The 16,001-nt window shown below is 63.9% G+C and carries 15 protein-coding genes, 1 tRNA gene and 2 pseudogenes; 10 read left to right on the top strand and 8 right to left on the bottom strand.

All coding sequences use genetic code 11. The annotated features are described in order from the left end of the window. Positions 1–137 precede the first annotated feature (137 nt). Positions 138–1,502 (top strand): sporulation protein, encoded by a 1,365-nt coding sequence (locus tag ACWD4O_RS26405; protein ID WP_451283421.1) that lies wholly within the window; start codon positions 138–140, stop codon positions 1,500–1,502. A gap of 11 nt (positions 1,503–1,513) precedes the next feature. Here ACWD4O_RS26405 and ACWD4O_RS26400 read toward each other — a convergent pair whose 3' ends face one another. Beyond that, on the bottom strand, positions 1,514–2,434 hold the full coding sequence (locus ACWD4O_RS26400) for a phosphotransferase enzyme family protein (RefSeq protein WP_451283419.1): 921 nt from the start codon (positions 2,432–2,434) through the stop codon (positions 1,514–1,516). Positions 2,435–2,811: 377 nt separating this feature from the next. Between ACWD4O_RS26400 and ACWD4O_RS26395 the strand changes: the two genes are divergently transcribed. Next, positions 2,812–4,023, top strand: a complete 1,212-nt coding sequence (locus ACWD4O_RS26395; RefSeq protein WP_451283417.1) for an OmpA family protein — start codon at positions 2,812–2,814, stop codon at positions 4,021–4,023. A 167-nt stretch (positions 4,024–4,190) separates the two neighbouring features. Next, entirely contained in the window at positions 4,191–5,249 is a 1,059-nt protein-coding gene (locus ACWD4O_RS26390) for a hypothetical protein (protein ID WP_451283415.1), read from the top strand. Positions 5,250–5,357: 108 nt separating this feature from the next. Here the strand turns inward: ACWD4O_RS26390 and ACWD4O_RS26385 are convergent, their stop codons facing one another. Continuing rightward, positions 5,358–6,296, bottom strand: coding sequence for a hypothetical protein (locus ACWD4O_RS26385; RefSeq protein WP_451283413.1), 939 nt, complete (start codon positions 6,294–6,296; stop codon positions 5,358–5,360). A gap of 99 nt (positions 6,297–6,395) precedes the next feature. Between ACWD4O_RS26385 and ACWD4O_RS26380 the strand changes: the two genes are divergently transcribed. Next, positions 6,396–6,983, top strand: coding sequence for a methyltransferase domain-containing protein (locus ACWD4O_RS26380; RefSeq protein WP_451283411.1), 588 nt, complete (start codon positions 6,396–6,398; stop codon positions 6,981–6,983). A gap of 91 nt (positions 6,984–7,074) precedes the next feature. Here the strand turns inward: ACWD4O_RS26380 and ACWD4O_RS26375 are convergent. Together ACWD4O_RS26375 and dcd are read right to left on the bottom strand one after the other, a co-directional pair. Continuing rightward, a pseudogene (locus tag ACWD4O_RS26375) lies at positions 7,075–7,278 on the bottom strand (phosphoribosyltransferase); the annotation flags it as partial. Further along, positions 7,275–7,850: a dCTP deaminase gene (dcd, locus tag ACWD4O_RS26370; RefSeq protein WP_450946308.1), complete on the bottom strand. Its 576-nt coding sequence runs from the start codon at positions 7,848–7,850 to the stop codon at positions 7,275–7,277. The pseudogene ACWD4O_RS26375 and the gene dcd, both read right to left, overlap by 4 nt. A 513-nt stretch (positions 7,851–8,363) precedes the next feature. Between dcd and ACWD4O_RS26365 the strand changes: the two genes are divergently transcribed. Next, positions 8,364–8,437: transfer RNA gene (locus tag ACWD4O_RS26365), tRNA-Gly, on the top strand. Between the two features lie 345 nt (positions 8,438–8,782). Here the strand turns inward: ACWD4O_RS26365 and ACWD4O_RS26360 are convergent. The 4 genes from ACWD4O_RS26360 to ACWD4O_RS26345 form a co-directional block, all read right to left on the bottom strand. Then, a complete protein-coding gene (locus ACWD4O_RS26360) occupies positions 8,783–9,070 on the bottom strand; it encodes a winged helix-turn-helix transcriptional regulator (protein ID WP_451283409.1) in 288 nt (95 codons plus the stop codon). A gap of 200 nt (positions 9,071–9,270) precedes the next feature. Beyond that, positions 9,271–9,948 carry an SDR family NAD(P)-dependent oxidoreductase gene (locus tag ACWD4O_RS26355; RefSeq protein ID WP_451283407.1) on the bottom strand — a complete coding sequence of 226 codons (678 nt, stop codon included), beginning with the start codon at positions 9,946–9,948 and terminating at the stop codon, positions 9,271–9,273. Beyond that, entirely contained in the window at positions 9,945–10,259 is a 315-nt protein-coding gene (locus tag ACWD4O_RS26350; RefSeq protein ID WP_451283406.1) for a hypothetical protein, read from the bottom strand. The genes ACWD4O_RS26355 and ACWD4O_RS26350 overlap by 4 nt, the downstream gene beginning before the upstream one ends. Before the next feature lie 284 nt (positions 10,260–10,543). Beyond that, positions 10,544–11,245, bottom strand: coding sequence for an SDR family NAD(P)-dependent oxidoreductase (locus ACWD4O_RS26345; RefSeq protein WP_451283404.1), 702 nt, complete (start codon positions 11,243–11,245; stop codon positions 10,544–10,546). 166 nt (positions 11,246–11,411) lie between these two features. Between ACWD4O_RS26345 and ACWD4O_RS26340 the strand changes: the two genes are divergently transcribed. From ACWD4O_RS26340 to ACWD4O_RS26320, 5 genes and pseudogenes are all read left to right on the top strand, one after another. Further along, positions 11,412–12,113, top strand: coding sequence for a TetR/AcrR family transcriptional regulator (locus ACWD4O_RS26340; protein WP_451283402.1), 702 nt, complete (start codon positions 11,412–11,414; stop codon positions 12,111–12,113). A gap of 403 nt (positions 12,114–12,516) precedes the next feature. After that, positions 12,517–13,554, top strand: a pseudogene (locus ACWD4O_RS26335) (DUF1152 domain-containing protein); the annotation flags it as partial. Continuing rightward, positions 13,551–13,781 (top strand): hypothetical protein, encoded by a 231-nt coding sequence (locus ACWD4O_RS26330; RefSeq protein ID WP_451283400.1) that lies wholly within the window; start codon positions 13,551–13,553, stop codon positions 13,779–13,781. The pseudogene ACWD4O_RS26335 and the gene ACWD4O_RS26330, both read left to right, overlap by 4 nt. 218 nt (positions 13,782–13,999) lie before the next feature. After that, the gene (locus tag ACWD4O_RS26325; RefSeq protein ID WP_451283398.1) at positions 14,000–14,530 is read left to right on the top strand and encodes a hypothetical protein; all 531 of its coding nucleotides are present in this window, start codon (positions 14,000–14,002) and stop codon (positions 14,528–14,530) included. Between the two features lie 451 nt (positions 14,531–14,981). Further along, positions 14,982–15,497, top strand: a complete 516-nt coding sequence (locus ACWD4O_RS26320) for a hypothetical protein (protein WP_451283396.1) — start codon at positions 14,982–14,984, stop codon at positions 15,495–15,497. Positions 15,498–16,001 lie beyond the last annotated feature (504 nt).

Here is a 16,001-nt window from a genome sequence, read left to right as displayed (position 1 = left end):
GGGTTCAGCCGGGAGTGTTCACCAGGGGGTTCACATGAACACCGGCAAATGCGACGGGGGTTCGCTTTTGAACCCCCCGGGTTCAAACGGTGTGACACGATGGTGACTCATCGTCATTCTCGGGTTGGCAGGGGAGCATGAGCCGAGAGCCGAACGCGCAGTTGATCTCCCTCATGGACGAGGCCGGGTTCTCGAACAAGGGTCTCGCCAAGCGCATGCGAGATCTCGCGCAGCAGCGCGGCAGCACACTCGGAACGACCCATGTCGCCGTACAGCGCTGGCGGGATGGAGCGGGTATCCGGGCGCAGGCCGCCGCAATCATGGCGGACGTGTTCGGCTCCAAGTTGGGACGCCGCATCACTCCGGGAGATCTCGGCCTGTTCGGAGCCCCGGAGCCGGCCGTACCCCAGCCAGTTGCGTATGCCGCCGTTCTGCCAGACGCCCTGACCGCGCTGGAAGGTCTCTCCGAGGAGCGCCCCGAGCCGGAATCGGCCAGCCTTCTGATCATCCCGGACGGAGAGATAAACGCCGCTGTCCTGTCCTGGATGGTGGCCCGGCCCGATGGAGTGCAAGCCGACAGGCACGAGTCTCAGCGAGTCGGCATGCGCGACGTACGCGCGATCCAGACCGCTACCGAGATGTTCATGCGCCTGGACTTCCTGTATGGCGGAGGCCACGGCCACAAGGCATTAAGACACTATTTCCGGCACGAGGTATTACCCCTCCTGAATGCCAGCTACTCGGAAAAGGTCGGCCATGCCCTCTTCACGGTGGCGGCGGAGACAGCCGAAGTGCTGGGATGGATGGCATACGACATCGGGAATCACGGACTGGCGAACCGCTATCTCCTCCATGCCCTGCGACTCACCCAGGTCACCGGCGACCGGATGTTCGGCGCATCCGTCCTGGCCAACCTCAGCCACCAGGCGAACTACCTGGGACAGACGTCACGCGCCTTGCAGTTGGCGCGATCCGCAGTCGAAGGCGCCAAGGGCAGCGCAACGCCACGCGCCAAGGCCATGTATGCGATCCATGAGGCCCGCGCCCTGTCCAGTGCCGGAGACCTCTCCGGAGCGTCACGCGCGATGAACGAGGCAGAACGCCACTTCGAGGGAGCCGCAGCCGACGGCCCCGAATGGCTGGCATACTTCGACGAAGCGGAACTGATCGGCGAGTTCTCCCACTGCTTCCGCGACCTCAAGCGGCCCGCCGAGTCACTCCGATTCGCCGAAAAAGCCGTCGCCAAGACAGACCCTCAGTACGCGCGCACGCTGGGATTCTGCCGCATGGTACTCGCGGAGAGCCACATCTTGAACGGCGACCTGGACAGCGCGATCGTCGCAGCCACACAGGCAGTCGACGAAGGCGAATCCCTGCAATCGACCCGATTCCTTCGCTACGTCACCGACTTTCAGCAAGGAATCAGTACCCACGCAGGAGTGCCGATCGTGACGCAATTCAACAACCGGGTATCCGAAGCACTGGCCAGCTTGGACGAGTAGGCGCTATGCCCTCAGTAGGGGAGCCACCGGCGCGGTGCACTCTCGTCTCGCAACGACGCCATCCGCCGAGCGAACTCCGCCGCCACCTCTTCCCCCTCGGTCACGTTCTGCATGAGCCAGGTAGTCATCTTGAACTCCTGGATAGCACACAGCGTCGCGAATCCCGGCCACTTCCTCAGGTCACGTCCGTATGCACCCACGAAATCGCCATACTGCTCATCCGTCACCCAGTCCAGCCGGTCGTACTCGTGCGCTGCTACCTCAAGATCCCACTCGGGGTGGTCAACGCAGAAGTTCTCGAAGTCGATCAGATACACGACGCCATTCCGACCCACCATCAGGTTGTCGGTGTGAGCATCCCCGTGCACCGGCCCCAACGACGACTCGAACCGCAACCCCGCCAACCGCTCCTTCAGTTCCTGCCCCCGCTTGCGCAAGAAGTCGAGATCGTCATCCGCTACCCCGACCCCCCGCTCAAGCCGCAAGTCCGAACGCCCGAAAGCGTCGTACTGCGGTAGCTCCAAGCCGTCCGGCAGCGTCAGCGAGTGAAGATCCCGCAGGACCGCGCCCAACTCCCCATAGGTAGCCGCTCGGCCGTCCTCAACGATCAGATGCCAGAAGGTCACCGGGTGCCCGTCGACCACGACCGGCTGTTCAAGGTCGTCGACCACACGAGCCGCGGGAAACCCCTCACGCGCCAGCCACCGAGACACGGCAACCTCTCTACGCGCCGACGGCAGGTACTCAATCGACCGGGCGATACGCACGATCACCGGCACCGAGGCCAGCCTGAAGAGAGCGTTCTCCCCTAACCTGATCAACTCCGCGCCAGCGGCATCAAGCCCGACCACCCGGCAAGCGCCGACCATCACACGCGTCGCCCCTACCGACGTGAACGCTTCTTCCGATCCCCGAGCAGCGTCAACCGCCATGCCCGTACCAGCTCCCCTAGTCGCGCGCGATCAACCAGCGCACGCCCACGGGTGACCAACCCGACGCACGCCAGACACGACAACGACCGTACCGACTGGCCTGCGGACAGACGAGGGCGCCTCTCCCCCGAAAAGTGGATGCTGCGGATGCAAAGGAAGTGCGCCGGTGAGAAGCTGGAAGATAAGCGCAAACATTTGGGCGTTCGTGACGTATTCCGCTGCAGGGGCGAACTCTCAGCGATGAGACGTCCCCTAAAGGAGAAACCCGGCCTGGACACTCGTTCACCTCGCAACTACATAATAGTTGTCGCGTTAAATAGGTGGACGGTGCCGAGTGATGGGTTTAACTGGTGGAAGTTCCAGCATGCGGGGCCAGCATGGAACGTACATCCAAGCATGTTTGGTGGTACAGCCGGTTCCTTCCGGTTGCACCCCTAGCAATCATTGGAATGGTTGCTGGAGGGCAAGTCGGTTGCGCGGGTAAGTCGGGGCAACCGGAACAGCAAGTGGTTGTGATTTCGACTGGGACCGCCACTGAGCCGACGCCAACGCTCAGCGACGGCATTCGGGAGACGCTTCAGGGGATTGCCGAGAGCGAGTCCGGAGGAAAAGCCGACATATTTGAATCGGAATCTCCGACTCGAACCGTCGTTCACCTAACCCCGCTCCGGCGAAATGGACAGACAGAGAACATCGATGCCAGGCGCGAAAAGTTGATCAAAGAAAACCTCGATAAAGCGACTGACGCCGTTAACGACCTGAAAGCAAGCACTGCTGGAATGGATCTCCTAGAGGGCATCTCTTTGGCTGTTCGCGCTTACAACGATTCGGCCGACACCCCGCGTACTCTAGTAGTGATTAGCAGCGGGCTGAGTACGCGAGGTGCAGTGGATTTGCGTCAAGTCACCTGGCAGAAGGAGGTGAAGGAACTGGTGAAAGAATTGAAGAGTCGCGACTTGCTACCTCAACTGTCTGGGTGGCACGTTGTATTCAGCGGGCTGGGTGAAACCGCCGGCGCACAGCCAACCTTGCCGCAGCCGATCAGGGACACATTGGAACGATACTGGCTCAGCATTTGCACTGCCTCGGGAGCGCAGCCTTGCAGTGTGGATAATTCGCCTCGTGACAAGCAGCCCCCTGCGGCAACGGTTCCAGAGCCCATAATTCCGGTTGACCCGATAAAGTCCATTCAAGGGCCGCACGGAGAAAGAAAGTTGGTTGTTTCTGATTCCCTGTTGGGTTTCGCTGGAAATTCTGCCGTTTTGCCACCCAGCTCGCAAAGCACCATCGAATCGGTTGCGGACAAGATTGCTGATCAATTCGGCAAGGACCAGCGGAAGTCGGTCATTAAGCTCACCGGTTTCACAGCAGATCCTCCAGGCTCAACTGCTGCCGGATGTAAGCGTTTGTCCCAGCAGCGAGCCGACGCCGTATCCAAAGCACTTGACAAAGCACTTAATGAGCGTGGGATCCGGGTAAGGATAGAGGCCGTTGGCCTCGGAATATCCCCTGGGACCTCGTCCATCGACGACGGAAAGTTCGATGAGAAGCAGGCCGCAAAGATGCGGCGTGTTGAGATTCTTTATTGATCACAGCATGAGAGTCGAGCAGCGCCATGACTCCTAGTGACACGCCTTCCCCGCTTTCTTCGCACGCGGCCGCTCATCTTGACCGGCTCGAAGGTCAAGCGGCACAGCATCAGCGTCTTGCCGATGGAGCATTCGCTGTCGAGGTGCCTGGGGCTCGCGGCGGCGTAATGACCGTAGCGGAAGCCCAGCGTTGCAGTGACGCAATTGCCAAGCAGATTGGGCAAGAGGAAGGCAATGGCAGTCGCCGTCACAGGCTGGTGGCACGGTGGGTCAAGGTCCTAGTCTGGATTTTCACCGCAGTCATTGACTTTCCCATAATGCTCTGGTTCACCGTATCGGTCTTCAATGTGGACTTGGCGAATCCTAGTGGCTTTACCTTCGCTCTCGCCCTAGTTGTCGCATTGCTTCCAACTTATGGTTCAACTTTCGCACTGTATGAAATTGGCCATAATCTGCGCGACCATAAAACTCATGATCGCGACCTGAGGTGGACGGAAATTCCGACTGCCGCAAGAATCGGGCTGACGGCGATCGCCCTACTTCTCATCTTCATATTTGTGTCGCTCTCGATCCGCATTTTCGTCGAGGGGACATATAGTGGTGACTATCGCCTTACCCCGCTGCTGGCCGTTCTTGTGTCACTCGTTATGTTGATAACAAATGCCCTAGTTTTTTGGACTGCATTCTGCGACGGATCGCTTGAGCAGGATGATCTTCGATACTACACGAGGTTGGTTCTGAAGCACCTCAGGAAGAAGCGGGAACACGAGCTCAAGGCGCTTCGCTTGCGCTCTCAGATTGAGCGTGTTCTGAAACAGGCTGTTCGAGATCACGCATATAAATACCCGCTCGGGCCAGAGGAGCCAACGGCCGTACAGTTTGCGGCGAATTCCTCCGATCTACTTCCCAGCGCAAAGAAAGCAATCGATGAGACGGCGGTAGCCATTTCTGATGCCGTGAGGAATTCTTCGCTGCGGAACTCTATCGCTCTCGTCGGCTACACTGCCGATCCTCCAGACGTCACAATCACCAGGTGCCAGAGCCTTGCGAGGCTGCGCGCCAAATCTGTGGAGGCGCAGCTAAACGAGGCGCTCCATGCGCGGGGAGTGCACCCTTCTGTAAACATCTACGGAGGAGGTATTGCCCCTGGTGACTCTTCGATCATCGATGGCATTTTCGATGAGAGTCGGGCGGCAGGAATGCGTCGGGTTGAAATTAAGTATTGAACCTCCATGGTGACCACCTAACGACCCGGTGGCATGAGGGAGATGGGACGAGCTTGAGGTGGCCCCACCCGCACACAGACAGCCCGCGGTTGCGATCAAAGTGACGGTTCAGACACTCGCCGACGATGGAGCCTGGGTCGGCTCGCCCTCCTGGGAGGAGGTCTGCGACGTGATCCGAGCCGTCACCGGCTGCCAACTGTGCAGCAGGCCTCCGACCATCAAGATGGCTGAGTACGCATCGGCCTTCGCCGTCTCTGCTACTTCCGGGTGCGCCCCCAGGTCACACATGAACTTGAGGGCACGCCGCACCTGCTCGGCACGCAGCGGGTAGCCAACGCTCGTCCTATTGGACTCCTTACGGAGTGCGTTAGCTGCCGCTTGAACATCTGCCGCCGCGTCCTCCTCCTCGGCTTTCTTACCGACGACCGCCGCGAGGGCCTGACGGAGCGCTTCCACCGTCAGGCGCCACTCCTGCTTGATGTACTGCTTCTCAGCGTCCCGGTAGTAGTCCATAGCGGCGGCAAACTCAGCCGAGCGGGTGGCATCTGGTGCATCGATCTCGATGAGGAGCAGGCGGCGGTACTGCATCTGTTCAAGGATCGCCGCCCAATTGCTTTGGCTGACCTCACACTCGATGCTGCCGACGCCAATACGCTCGAGGTTGCCATCCCTCATAGCAGTACCGGTGACTTCCAGGTTGAACTTGATCCCACCCGTGCGGTGCTCCTCGATGATCTGGAGCTGCCGGTGGTCGAGGTCGACAACGAGGACGAACGTCGTTGTCGCTGCGAGGCTATGCAGGGTGACGGGCGAGGACTCAACCGCCAACCGCCCCAGGTAGCCGCTCGACGTACCAAGGCCGACGGCGTTGACCTTGCCCTCGAACCACATCGGGCGTTGCGCTGACGCGTCATGTCGACATGACGCCTCAAACTGGAAGCGGAGTTGCATCACGCCCAGGCCGCTGGTGCCGTGCACTGCCTTGAGTTCCAACCGGGCTGCGTTGTTCACGCCGCCCACGTTCACCCAGATCTCGTTCATGATCATCTTTCAGTTGGTGGAGACGACGTTCCAGGATCGGACCGAAGCCGAGGCGAGGCAAGCGAATAGAGCGGCGCGCAAGGTGGCGGAGAACCACAGCCCAGCGTGAAGCTTGCCGGATCGTCCCTTCCTAATACCCGCGGCCGGCGCAGTTGGCTCTGCCAGGCAGCGAGGTCCAAGGCTGACGCGACGAACGTCGAGTTCCTCAAGGGCACGTTCGAGGCGATCCCCCTCCCCGCGAACACCATCGACGTCGTGATCTCCAAGTGCGTGATCAACCTGTCCACCGGCAAGCCCGCCGTCTTCGCCGAGGCCTACCGCATGCTCAAAACCGGGCGGCCGGATCGGCGTGTCGACGTGGTCGCCGACGACTCACCGACCCAACACGCCGAACGCGGCGACCACGTGGGCTGCGTCACGGGCGCTCTCTCCTACGCGGAGTACAGCGCAGGACTGGAAGCGAGCGGGTTCACGGACGTCGAGATCATTGCGACGCACGCGATCGCCGAGGCATGCGCTCCGCGACCGTCCGACTGCGCAGCCCGACACCCGGACGGACACGGCAGCCGACACATGCTGCGGAGTGAACGCCTGCTGCACCAGCACGAGACGTCAGACGCCCCGGGTCGGGATGCGCGGGCGCTGGGCGGTCAGCACCAGCTCAGCACACGGACCATGATCAGCGACAATTAACGCAAACGAACAGCAAGATCAAACTAGCCCTACAGATCGCCTCACCTGCCCGTTTGCCATGGCCAGACACCGAGTGCTAAGCAGCCAGCCCAAAGTACTCCACGTTCACCAGGTGCAGGTTCTTGCAGTCGAGGGCGTAGGCGAGCCCGCCGGCGACGAAGACGCCCCCGCGGGCGATGCTGAGGACTATGTCGGGTACGTACCCGTCGTCGGCGATCGTCTGCGCGAGTTCGCGGACGGCGACCCCGAACCGCTCGTAGGTCAGGTTCTCCCGAGCCACGCCCGTGTCACTCATACCTGGGTCCGATGGAAGTTGAGGAAGGACCGGGAGGCGGTCGGACCGCGCTGCCCCTGATACCGGGACCCGGACCGCTCACTGCCGTACGGGGACTCGGCCGGCGAGGTGAGCTTGAACATGCACAGCTGGCCGATCTTCATCCCGGGCCAGAGCTTGATGGGGAGCGTGGCGAGGTTGGACAGCTCGAGCGTCACGTGCCCGCTGAACCCGGGGTCGATGAACCCGGCGGTGGAGTGGGTGACGAGCCCGAGCCGCCCGAGGGAGCTCTTCCCCTCGAGCCGCGAGGCGAGATCGTCGGGAAGCGAGATGACCTCATACGTGGAGGCGAGCACGAACTCACCCGGATGAAGAATGAACGGCTCGTCGCCCTCGGGCTCCACCAGCCGGGTCAGGTCGACCTGCTCGACGGACGGATCGATATGCGGATACCGGTGGTTCTCGAACACCCGGAAGTACCGATCGAGCCGTACATCGATGCTCGACGGCTGCACCATGGATTCGTCGTAGGGGTCGATCCGTACGCGCCCGGAGTCGATCTCGGCCCGGATGTCCTTGTCTGAGAGAAGCACGTCCCGAGGATACGCACGGCGCGCGGAGCCACCACAATCGGGACGACTCCACGCGCCGGGCCGCTGACTGGCCGGTTTGCCTACCGCTTCTCGAGAATCACCGGCACGACACTTCGCAACCGGGCACAACGAGGGCACCGGACGAGTCGCCCGGGACCGAGCCGCTCGGCCTGCTGCATCGGGAACGAAGCGGTGCTGAACACGTGCCCATCGGCACAACGGACGACGGTGCGCTCCATCAAGTCCTAGAGTCCCTTCCCCAAAGAGCCGCGTCCGGCTGCTGCTCGCCGGACACTGAAAGCCACATTACGGGACGAACGGGACGACCCTCCAGGCGGCACTCCGACCCCGCCCGGTCCCTCTTCCGCACCCCCACCGTACGCCCCAACTCCGGTCCCCCGCACCCGGATCCCACCCCCGAAACACACTCAGACCCCAGGGCTTCAGCGCCCGGGGCCTGGCATGAGGTAGAGTGACGGAGCGTTCCGACACCGGCTGTGACCGGCGTCTTACGCGGGTGTAGTTTAATGGTAGAACATCAGCTTCCCAAGCTGAGAGCGCGAGTTCGATTCTCGTCACCCGCTCCAGAATTTGCCCCCAGGTCAGCGGCCTGGGGGTTGTTTATTGTCTAGTCCAATTCGGGGTGGCGTGCCCTCTGCTTGCCCTACTGAGTTTGAACTCGGGTTGTCGTTGGTGTGAGCGATAGTCCGGTTCAGCAGGTGCGGATCCACGTTCCGTGGAGCTGTATGAACTCGCCTCCGATGATGGAGGCGGCGGAGGCGGTACCCATGTAGGTGGGCGCGCCGAAGATGATCGTGGCTGCCGGATTGGGGTCACCTCGGCACCCGCCTCCGCCGCGCCCCACACCGATCGCCGATCGCCGATCGCCGAGTGGCTTCTGGTCATTTGCCGCCGTCCCTGGAAGTACGGGTTCAGCGGACGGTCGGCCGACTCCGCTCCGGGAGATGGGTCTTCGCCCACTTCGCAAGTTCTTTGAGCGCGGGCTCCAACGCCACCGTGCGCACGACGAGATCCGTGGCGGCGAGCTCGGTCAGGCGATTGGAGAGCATGCGCTCACTGATTCCGGGTATCGCCCGGCGCAGGTCGGCGAAGTACGTCGGTCCCGTGATCAGCACGGACATGATGAGGCCGGTCCAGCGCTTTCCGAGGAGCTGAAAGACGCGTGTGATGCCCTCGTCGACCTGTGGACCGGTCTGCATGGCTTGGCGGTTCCACGTGTGAGATGCCCCCGCATCCGGCATGCGCGGTGCTCGGACGGCGGAACGCGACCCACATGGGAGCGGCGGAAGCCACGGTCTGATCTCGCGGTCGCGCGCGTAGGTCATGGCGTCTCCTCGGCGGGCGGATGCTGGGACGACTTGGGGTGTGTGGTGCTCGTGGCAGGACGATCAGCCCTGGGTCAGCCTCTGAAGATTCGCTCGGACCGGTCGCGGTGGGTGGTGTGCAGGTCCCAGTGGAGGAGGGAGAGTTGGTCAGCCGTGGCCCGTGGTTGTCCGTAGAAGGTGGGGGTGCCGATCGTCGCGTCGATGCCGATGTGAGCGGCCTGGATGCCGGTGACGGCCAGTTCCTTGTGCAGGTTCATCGCCCAGTTGCGCAGCGCGGCCGTGGCAGTGCTGATCGGGGCGGTCGGCGTCTGGGGGTTCATGGAGGCGGCACTGGTGGTGAACAGTAGGGTGCCCGTTCCGGCTTCGTGCATCGCGGGCAGCACCGCCTTGGTGGCGGCGATGGCACCGTAGAGCTGGAACTCGATCTCGTGCTGTACGTGCGTGGGTTCGGTGTCGGCCGGGGTAGTCGCCTCGATGGTGTCGAGCCCGGCCGACGGGGAGTATTCCAGGACATCGATCCCGCCGAACTCTGCGGCGGCGTCCTTCAGCGCCCGGGTGAGGGCATCGCGGTCGAGTACGTCCGCCGGGAACGCTGCGGCGGTGATGCCCTCGGCGGTGAGAGTGCTCACGAGGTCGTCGAGCTTGGCGCGGTTGCGGGCGATCAGGGCGACGTCGTAGCCCTGGGAACCGAAGGTGCGGGCGATGGCCAGGCCGAGCTGGGGGCCGGCTCCGACAATGGCGATGCTGGTCACAACGATCCTTTATGGAAGGGGTCGGAGTATGTCGGGTGACTCGGTGATGTCGCCGTCGCCGGCCGGTGGCTTCCGGTTTCGTCACCCTGGAACACCTGCCTGAACAGCGGCATGACTTCGGCTGCCAGTGAGTCGCCGTTGGTCGCCTGCACCATCAGCAGTAGAGCGGCTGCCGTGTCGAGGTCCTCGACGGTCAGGTCCTCTCCGTCACGCATGCGGACCAGAGCGCCTCTGAACGCCTCGACGAGACGTGCCGAGTGGGGGTCGAACGGCATCGAGTCGATGGCTGACGGGTCGGTGACTGTGGTCATTTCTGTTTCCTTGCGGGTAGGGAAGAGCCGAAGGCGGAAATGGCGCCGGCGTCTCATGGGGCTGTTGACGACCAGCGCTCCGTGATGCGCCGGTCGGAAGGTGTGGGGTCCAAAGCGGCCCCAACTGGTTCGTCTTGAGGACGCCGGAGGCCGCGAGGGCCACGGGCAGGAGGCTCTGCACCAACGACAGGAGCACGTTCATCAGTACGGCCCTCTTCCGGGATCGCGCCGCGGTATGGCAGACCGCGGCGCGATCAAGGTTCGTCGACGGCAGTGGTGCGGTGTCAGCCGCGAGGGAAGCCCTTGTCATCGAGCTTGAAGACGAGCTCGTCCTCGTCGCGCCTGGTGGTGTGCAGCTCCCAGTACATCGGTGAGATCTGCTCGGGCCGGGCCGCTTCCACGCCAGGGAGGACGGAGACGCCGATCGAGGAGTCGATGCCGACGTGGGCTGCCTGGATGCCGGTGCCGAGCAGTTCCTTGTGCAGGTTCATCGCCCAGTTGCGCAGCGCCGCCGCGGCGGCGTTGACGTTGGCGACCCGCGGGTCGGGCCAGATCGAGCCGGCGCCGGTGGTGTAGAGCAGGGTGCCCGCACCGGCCTCGCGCATCGCGGGCAGCACCGCCTTGGTGGCGGCGATGGCACCGTACAACTGGAAGTTCATCTCGAACTCCACATGGGACGGTTCGGTCCCGGAGGGAGTGGTCAGCGTGGTGACGCCGAACGTGCCCACAGGGGAGTACTCCAGGACGTCGATCCCGCCGAACTCTGCGGCGGCGTCCTTCAGCGCCCGGGTGAGGGCGTCGCGGTCGAGTACGTCCGCGGGGAACGCTGCGGCGGTGATGCCCTCGGCGGTGAGAGTGCTCACGAGGTCGTCGAGCTTGGCGCGGTTGCGGGCGATCAGGGCGACGTCGTAGCCCTGGGAGCCGAAGGTGCGGGCGATGGCCAGGCCGAGCTGGGGGCCGGCTCCGACAATGGCGATGCTGGTCACAGCGATCCTTTCGCAGTGCGCCGTCGAGGAGTCACGAGCGGCGCCGAAGAGACGGAGAGATATGGAGTGGGCTATCCGTTTCGGGATCCGGATAGCCCATTCCGGTTCACTTCAACCACCGTAGCACAGGAAATGGATAGGGCTTTCCGATTGCTAGACTGCTCCCATGAACCCCGGCGACCAGCACTCCGACGCCCCCGCCGCCCAGCCTGTGCGCAGTGACGTCGAGCGCAACCGGGGGCGGATCCTCGCCGCCGCACGCACCGTGTTCGGACGCGACGGCCTGGGTGCCTCCATGGCCTCCGTGGCCCGCGAGACAGGTGTCGGGATCGCCACCGTCTTCCGTCACTTCCCCACGAAGGAGGCGCTGGTCGCAGCCGTCTTCTCCGACCGCATGGACGCCTACGCCGACGCGGTCGTCACCGCCCTCGAAGACCCCGACCCCTGGCACGGTTTCACCGGCTACATCGAGGCCGCCTGCGCGATGCAGGCCGCCGACAACGGCTTCGCCGACGTCCTGACCATGACCTTCCCCACCGCCAAGGCCATGGAGAAGCGCCGGAACGAGGCGTACGAGGGCATGGTGGAACTCATCGGCCGCGCCAAGGCCACGGGGCGACTGCGCGAGGACTTCGACCCTTCGGACCTGGTGCTGCTGCACATGGCCAACCTCGGCGTCGTCAACGCCTGCGGCGACGCCGCTCCCGACGCCTGGCGACGCGTCGTAGCCCTGATGATCCAGTCCTTCGAAGCCCCGGCCCGGGCCCCCCTTCCCGCCTCGCCCGCGCACGACGACCTCTACAGGGCCATGCTCCGCGCCCTGCCGGCAGGCGACACTGTCGCGCGGAAGCCCGACCCGAAGGGCTGACCTTCCGGGCCCCTCCGCCGACTCAGGGAGGGCGACAGGCCCGTCACGGGCTCACCGGTGGAGTCGGCCGGCAAGCATCGCCATGGCGAGTCCCACGCGTGAGCCGTGGCCCGTGTGGCCCGTGCGGGAGAACAGTCGCGGCGTCGCGACGCTGACCCGAGAACTAGACGTGCACCAGACGTGCTCTCTTCCCTGACGGCGCCTTCGGGTGCCCCGGCCAGACCGCGCGTATGCAGCTGCAACAGCACTTCGACCGCTGGTCTAAGAACGGCGCAGCCCATGCGCGGTGCACCGTAAGCCGCGCCGCCTTCTCCCCTTCCGAGGTTCCGTGCCCTTCGCGTGCCCATACGGACGGAAAACCACGGTCAACAGCGGTGCGGTCCGCCACACACGACCTTCCCTAGAAGCAGGCACGGTGATCCTCACCTACGCGTGGGACCGCCTGCTGGTCGACCCGCTACCGGGCCCCCGCGGAAGCAACGACTTCACCGGCCTCGAACCGATCACCCCCACCGTGTGGAAGGTGCCGGCGGAGGCCCGCCCGATCGCTCCGGCCGGCTCGACTCTCCCCCGACTCGCGGCAGAGCTCCCGCACACATTCGCACTGATCGACCCGAGGCAGGGCGCCGAGGGAGTCACGCGCCAGATCGAAGAACTGGTCACCCACATACAGCCGACCACAATCGATCTCCTGGACGTCGGCGGAGACGTGCTGGCCCAAGGCGACGAACCCACACTGAAGAGCCCACTCGCCGACTCCCTGACGCTGGCAGCCTGCGGCCAAGTGAACGCGCCGGTCCGCCTGTTGATCGCGGGCCCCGGCCTGGACGGCGAGCTGTCACACGAGGACGTGCGAGGCGTGCTCGGCCCGGTCGTCCACACCTTCACGGCGAAGGATGTGGAGCCGGTCAGCTCGGTCCTGGAGTGGCACCCCTCCGAGGCAACCGGGATGCTCGCCGCAACAGCCCGAGGCGTGCGCGGCACATGCGAAATCCGAGACGCCGGCCTTCCCGTCCCTCTCACCGACGAAAGCCCGACGGTCCACGCAGTCGACCTGGACGAGGCCCTCAGCCGCAACGAGTTGGCCCGCGCCATCATGGCGACAGCCACCCTGGACGAGGCAGAGGCACTGAGCCGCGAGATCTGCGGCTTCTCCGAGATCGACTACGAGCGCAACAAGGCTCTCTGGCTCAAGGAGCAACGGCCGACGAGGCTCGCCGCCGAGTCGGCACTATCCCAGCTCGCCCAGTTCGAGACCAAGGCCCGAAGCCGCGGAGTCACTCACACGACGTTCCGCCACCTCACCGAGGCTCTGAACCTCCATGGATCACAGCGCGATGATCTCCGCCGCCTGCTCATCAACACACGGCCGGAGCAGTACGCAGCCCCGCTGTGGAGCATCACGAGCGCCAAGAGCACCCACACAAGACAGACGCCGTGAGCGCGTTCAGCAGCGATCCAGACCTCAACGTGGAGGACACCACCGGCAACGGCACAGAAGTCGACGTTGCCACCAACCTGCTGAACGGCGACATCAGGCTCTCGATCCTCTGGACACAAGACATCCTCTTGTCCGCAGACACCGCCGAACAAGTGGCAGACGCTCTTCGACGAGCCGCAGCACAATCCCGCAGCATCCCAGCCGCCCCACAAGCACCGCCTGAGTAACAACCTTCTTCACGGGTTCAAGCACCCGTCGTCGCTCCGCTCCCGCCCAAGTGGCAGCCATACGGGCATGAGGTCAGAACATGTCGTGGCTGGGGCGGTCGACTCCACAACTTTAAGGATCATGGCCTCAACGTCATGCTTTAACGGGCAGGTCCACAGACTGCCCGACTCGCCGGAAGCCTACGGGGCCGTGATCACTCGCCCCAAAGCAACTCACGTTGATCTCCGCCGACCTCGTCACGGACGATGAAAGTCACGTCGCGCCACCGTTAACGGGAGTCCTGATCAAGGTCGAATATCGCCAGACTGGCCCGTACGTGGACCAGGGCCAGGAGCACCAGGAGCACCAGGAAGAAGTAGACCTCGCCTTGGCCAGCAGCCGTGCTGACCTGCGCTGGTACTACTTCCTGTCCGACCTTGCGTTCACGATCGACGAGGCCGAGCTGACCCCGCCGTGGTCGTGGACACCCGTGTTCGACTTCCTGTGGTCGATGAAGGGTGCACTCGAACACCTGGAGCGGGGCGAACACACAACGATCGGCTTCACCGAGAACGCCGAGCTGATCAGCTTCGTCCCGGAAGGCGAGAAGGTTCGAGTCTCGTGCACGTACACAGCGGCAGAGGCTGTCTGCGAACGCGTTGATCTCAGGAACGCCTGGCTGGCCTTTCGAGAGGCCGTGCTGACGCAGCTCAGCGTCGAGTATCCGAGGCTCGCGGCTAACCGAGTGTTCGCAGAGCTCCGGCTCTGAGAGCCTCTGGCTGAGGCGGCCCGGGCAGCTCACGCCGGGTCAACGCCACAAGGCCGGCAGCGTGGCTGAGGCCGGTGAGGGTGCAGCGAGGCACACGCGCGCCTGATCGATCAGTGTGCCCGCCGTCGTGGCTGACTTTCGTCGGCTGAGGCACAACCAACCGATCTCCGAGACGAGGTGCCGCCCGCTCCGATGCGGGCACCCCCCACCGCCTTGACTCGGTCATGGAAACTCCGCCGACCTTCGTGGGCCGACTGCCCTGTGTGAAGTCACTTACGGATCACGGCCTGCGGCCACCGTGGGGGGTAGTCCCTTGCGCGGGAAGTATGTCGAACCTGTGCACCAATCTGGCACCGGTGCCCAGATTGCATGCGTGACGCGGGTGTTCACCCGGGATGATCACATGGTTCTGTACACCTGCTTGGCTTCTGAGTGCACTTCGGGGGACCTCATGTACCGCTTCACCCGCCACACTGGCAGTGCTCTGACTGCCGTCGCGCTGATTACCGGCATGGCAACTTCCTGTTCTGACTCGCCTGCGACGTCCAAGGCTCCGCAGTCCCAGAAGACGGCGAGCTCCGCCGCGGCTCCCACAGCGCAGTCACCCTCTCAGTCCGGCCGGGAGCAGCTGAACAAGGAAGCCCGCGACTTGCTCAACATGACGGATCGCTTGGAGTCGGACGAGGGCTTGGTCTCGTCCGGCTCCCTCGCGGTGCCCGGGCAGAACTTGGACGAGACCATCAAGTCCGGCACCGCCCTGCGGGTGGAGGTGGCATGTGCAGGGGAGGGCACAGTCACTTTCACAGTCGCCTCAGGCACCGCCAAGACAGCTAAGCGCGTCGACTGCACGCAGCCGATGACGAACGGGTTCGACTTCACCACGGCCGGGCCGGGTCTCGCGATCCAGGCGGACTCACCCGAGGAAGAAAGTGTGGGCACCGCCTACATAGTGAGCCACATCTCCTGACGGTCCCGGCTGACGGCCCTCGTCGCCCTGGTCCGGCTGTTGCGGTACAGCAGCGAAGTACAGCAACCACAGCAACCGACTCTGCCCGGTAGCCTCCTCGTAGGGCCATGAGGCGACAGGTATGACCGCTACCGACCGATCCATACAGAGCTACGGATCAAAAGACACCGTGCCCCACCCGTGCCCGATCGTGCGGGGACTCGCGGGGAACCACGGTGGCGAGCAGGCACCACACAGCACAACGGCCCCTGACCATATGACCTGGTCAGGGGCCGTTCACCTGCGGTGGGTGTGGGATTTGAACCCACGGTGACATCGCTGCCACGACGGTTTTCGAGATCGCCCGCGCATCACTGCCAAGTAGGCCCGTGACCTGGTCGTTCATCGTTGCTGTATGCCCACCCGACCGCGCCTTGGCCGCAGGATGGCCACACCTTCCCGCAGGCAACAGGCCCGGATGCAGTCTGGACGAGTTGTACCCGGTAAGCCAGCCGCCACTTTGGC

The organism is Streptomyces sp. NPDC002623, from assembly GCF_053592635.1.
The sequence above is the reverse complement of the archived record's forward strand: the minus strand, read 5'-3'. Positions and strand labels throughout refer to the sequence as shown.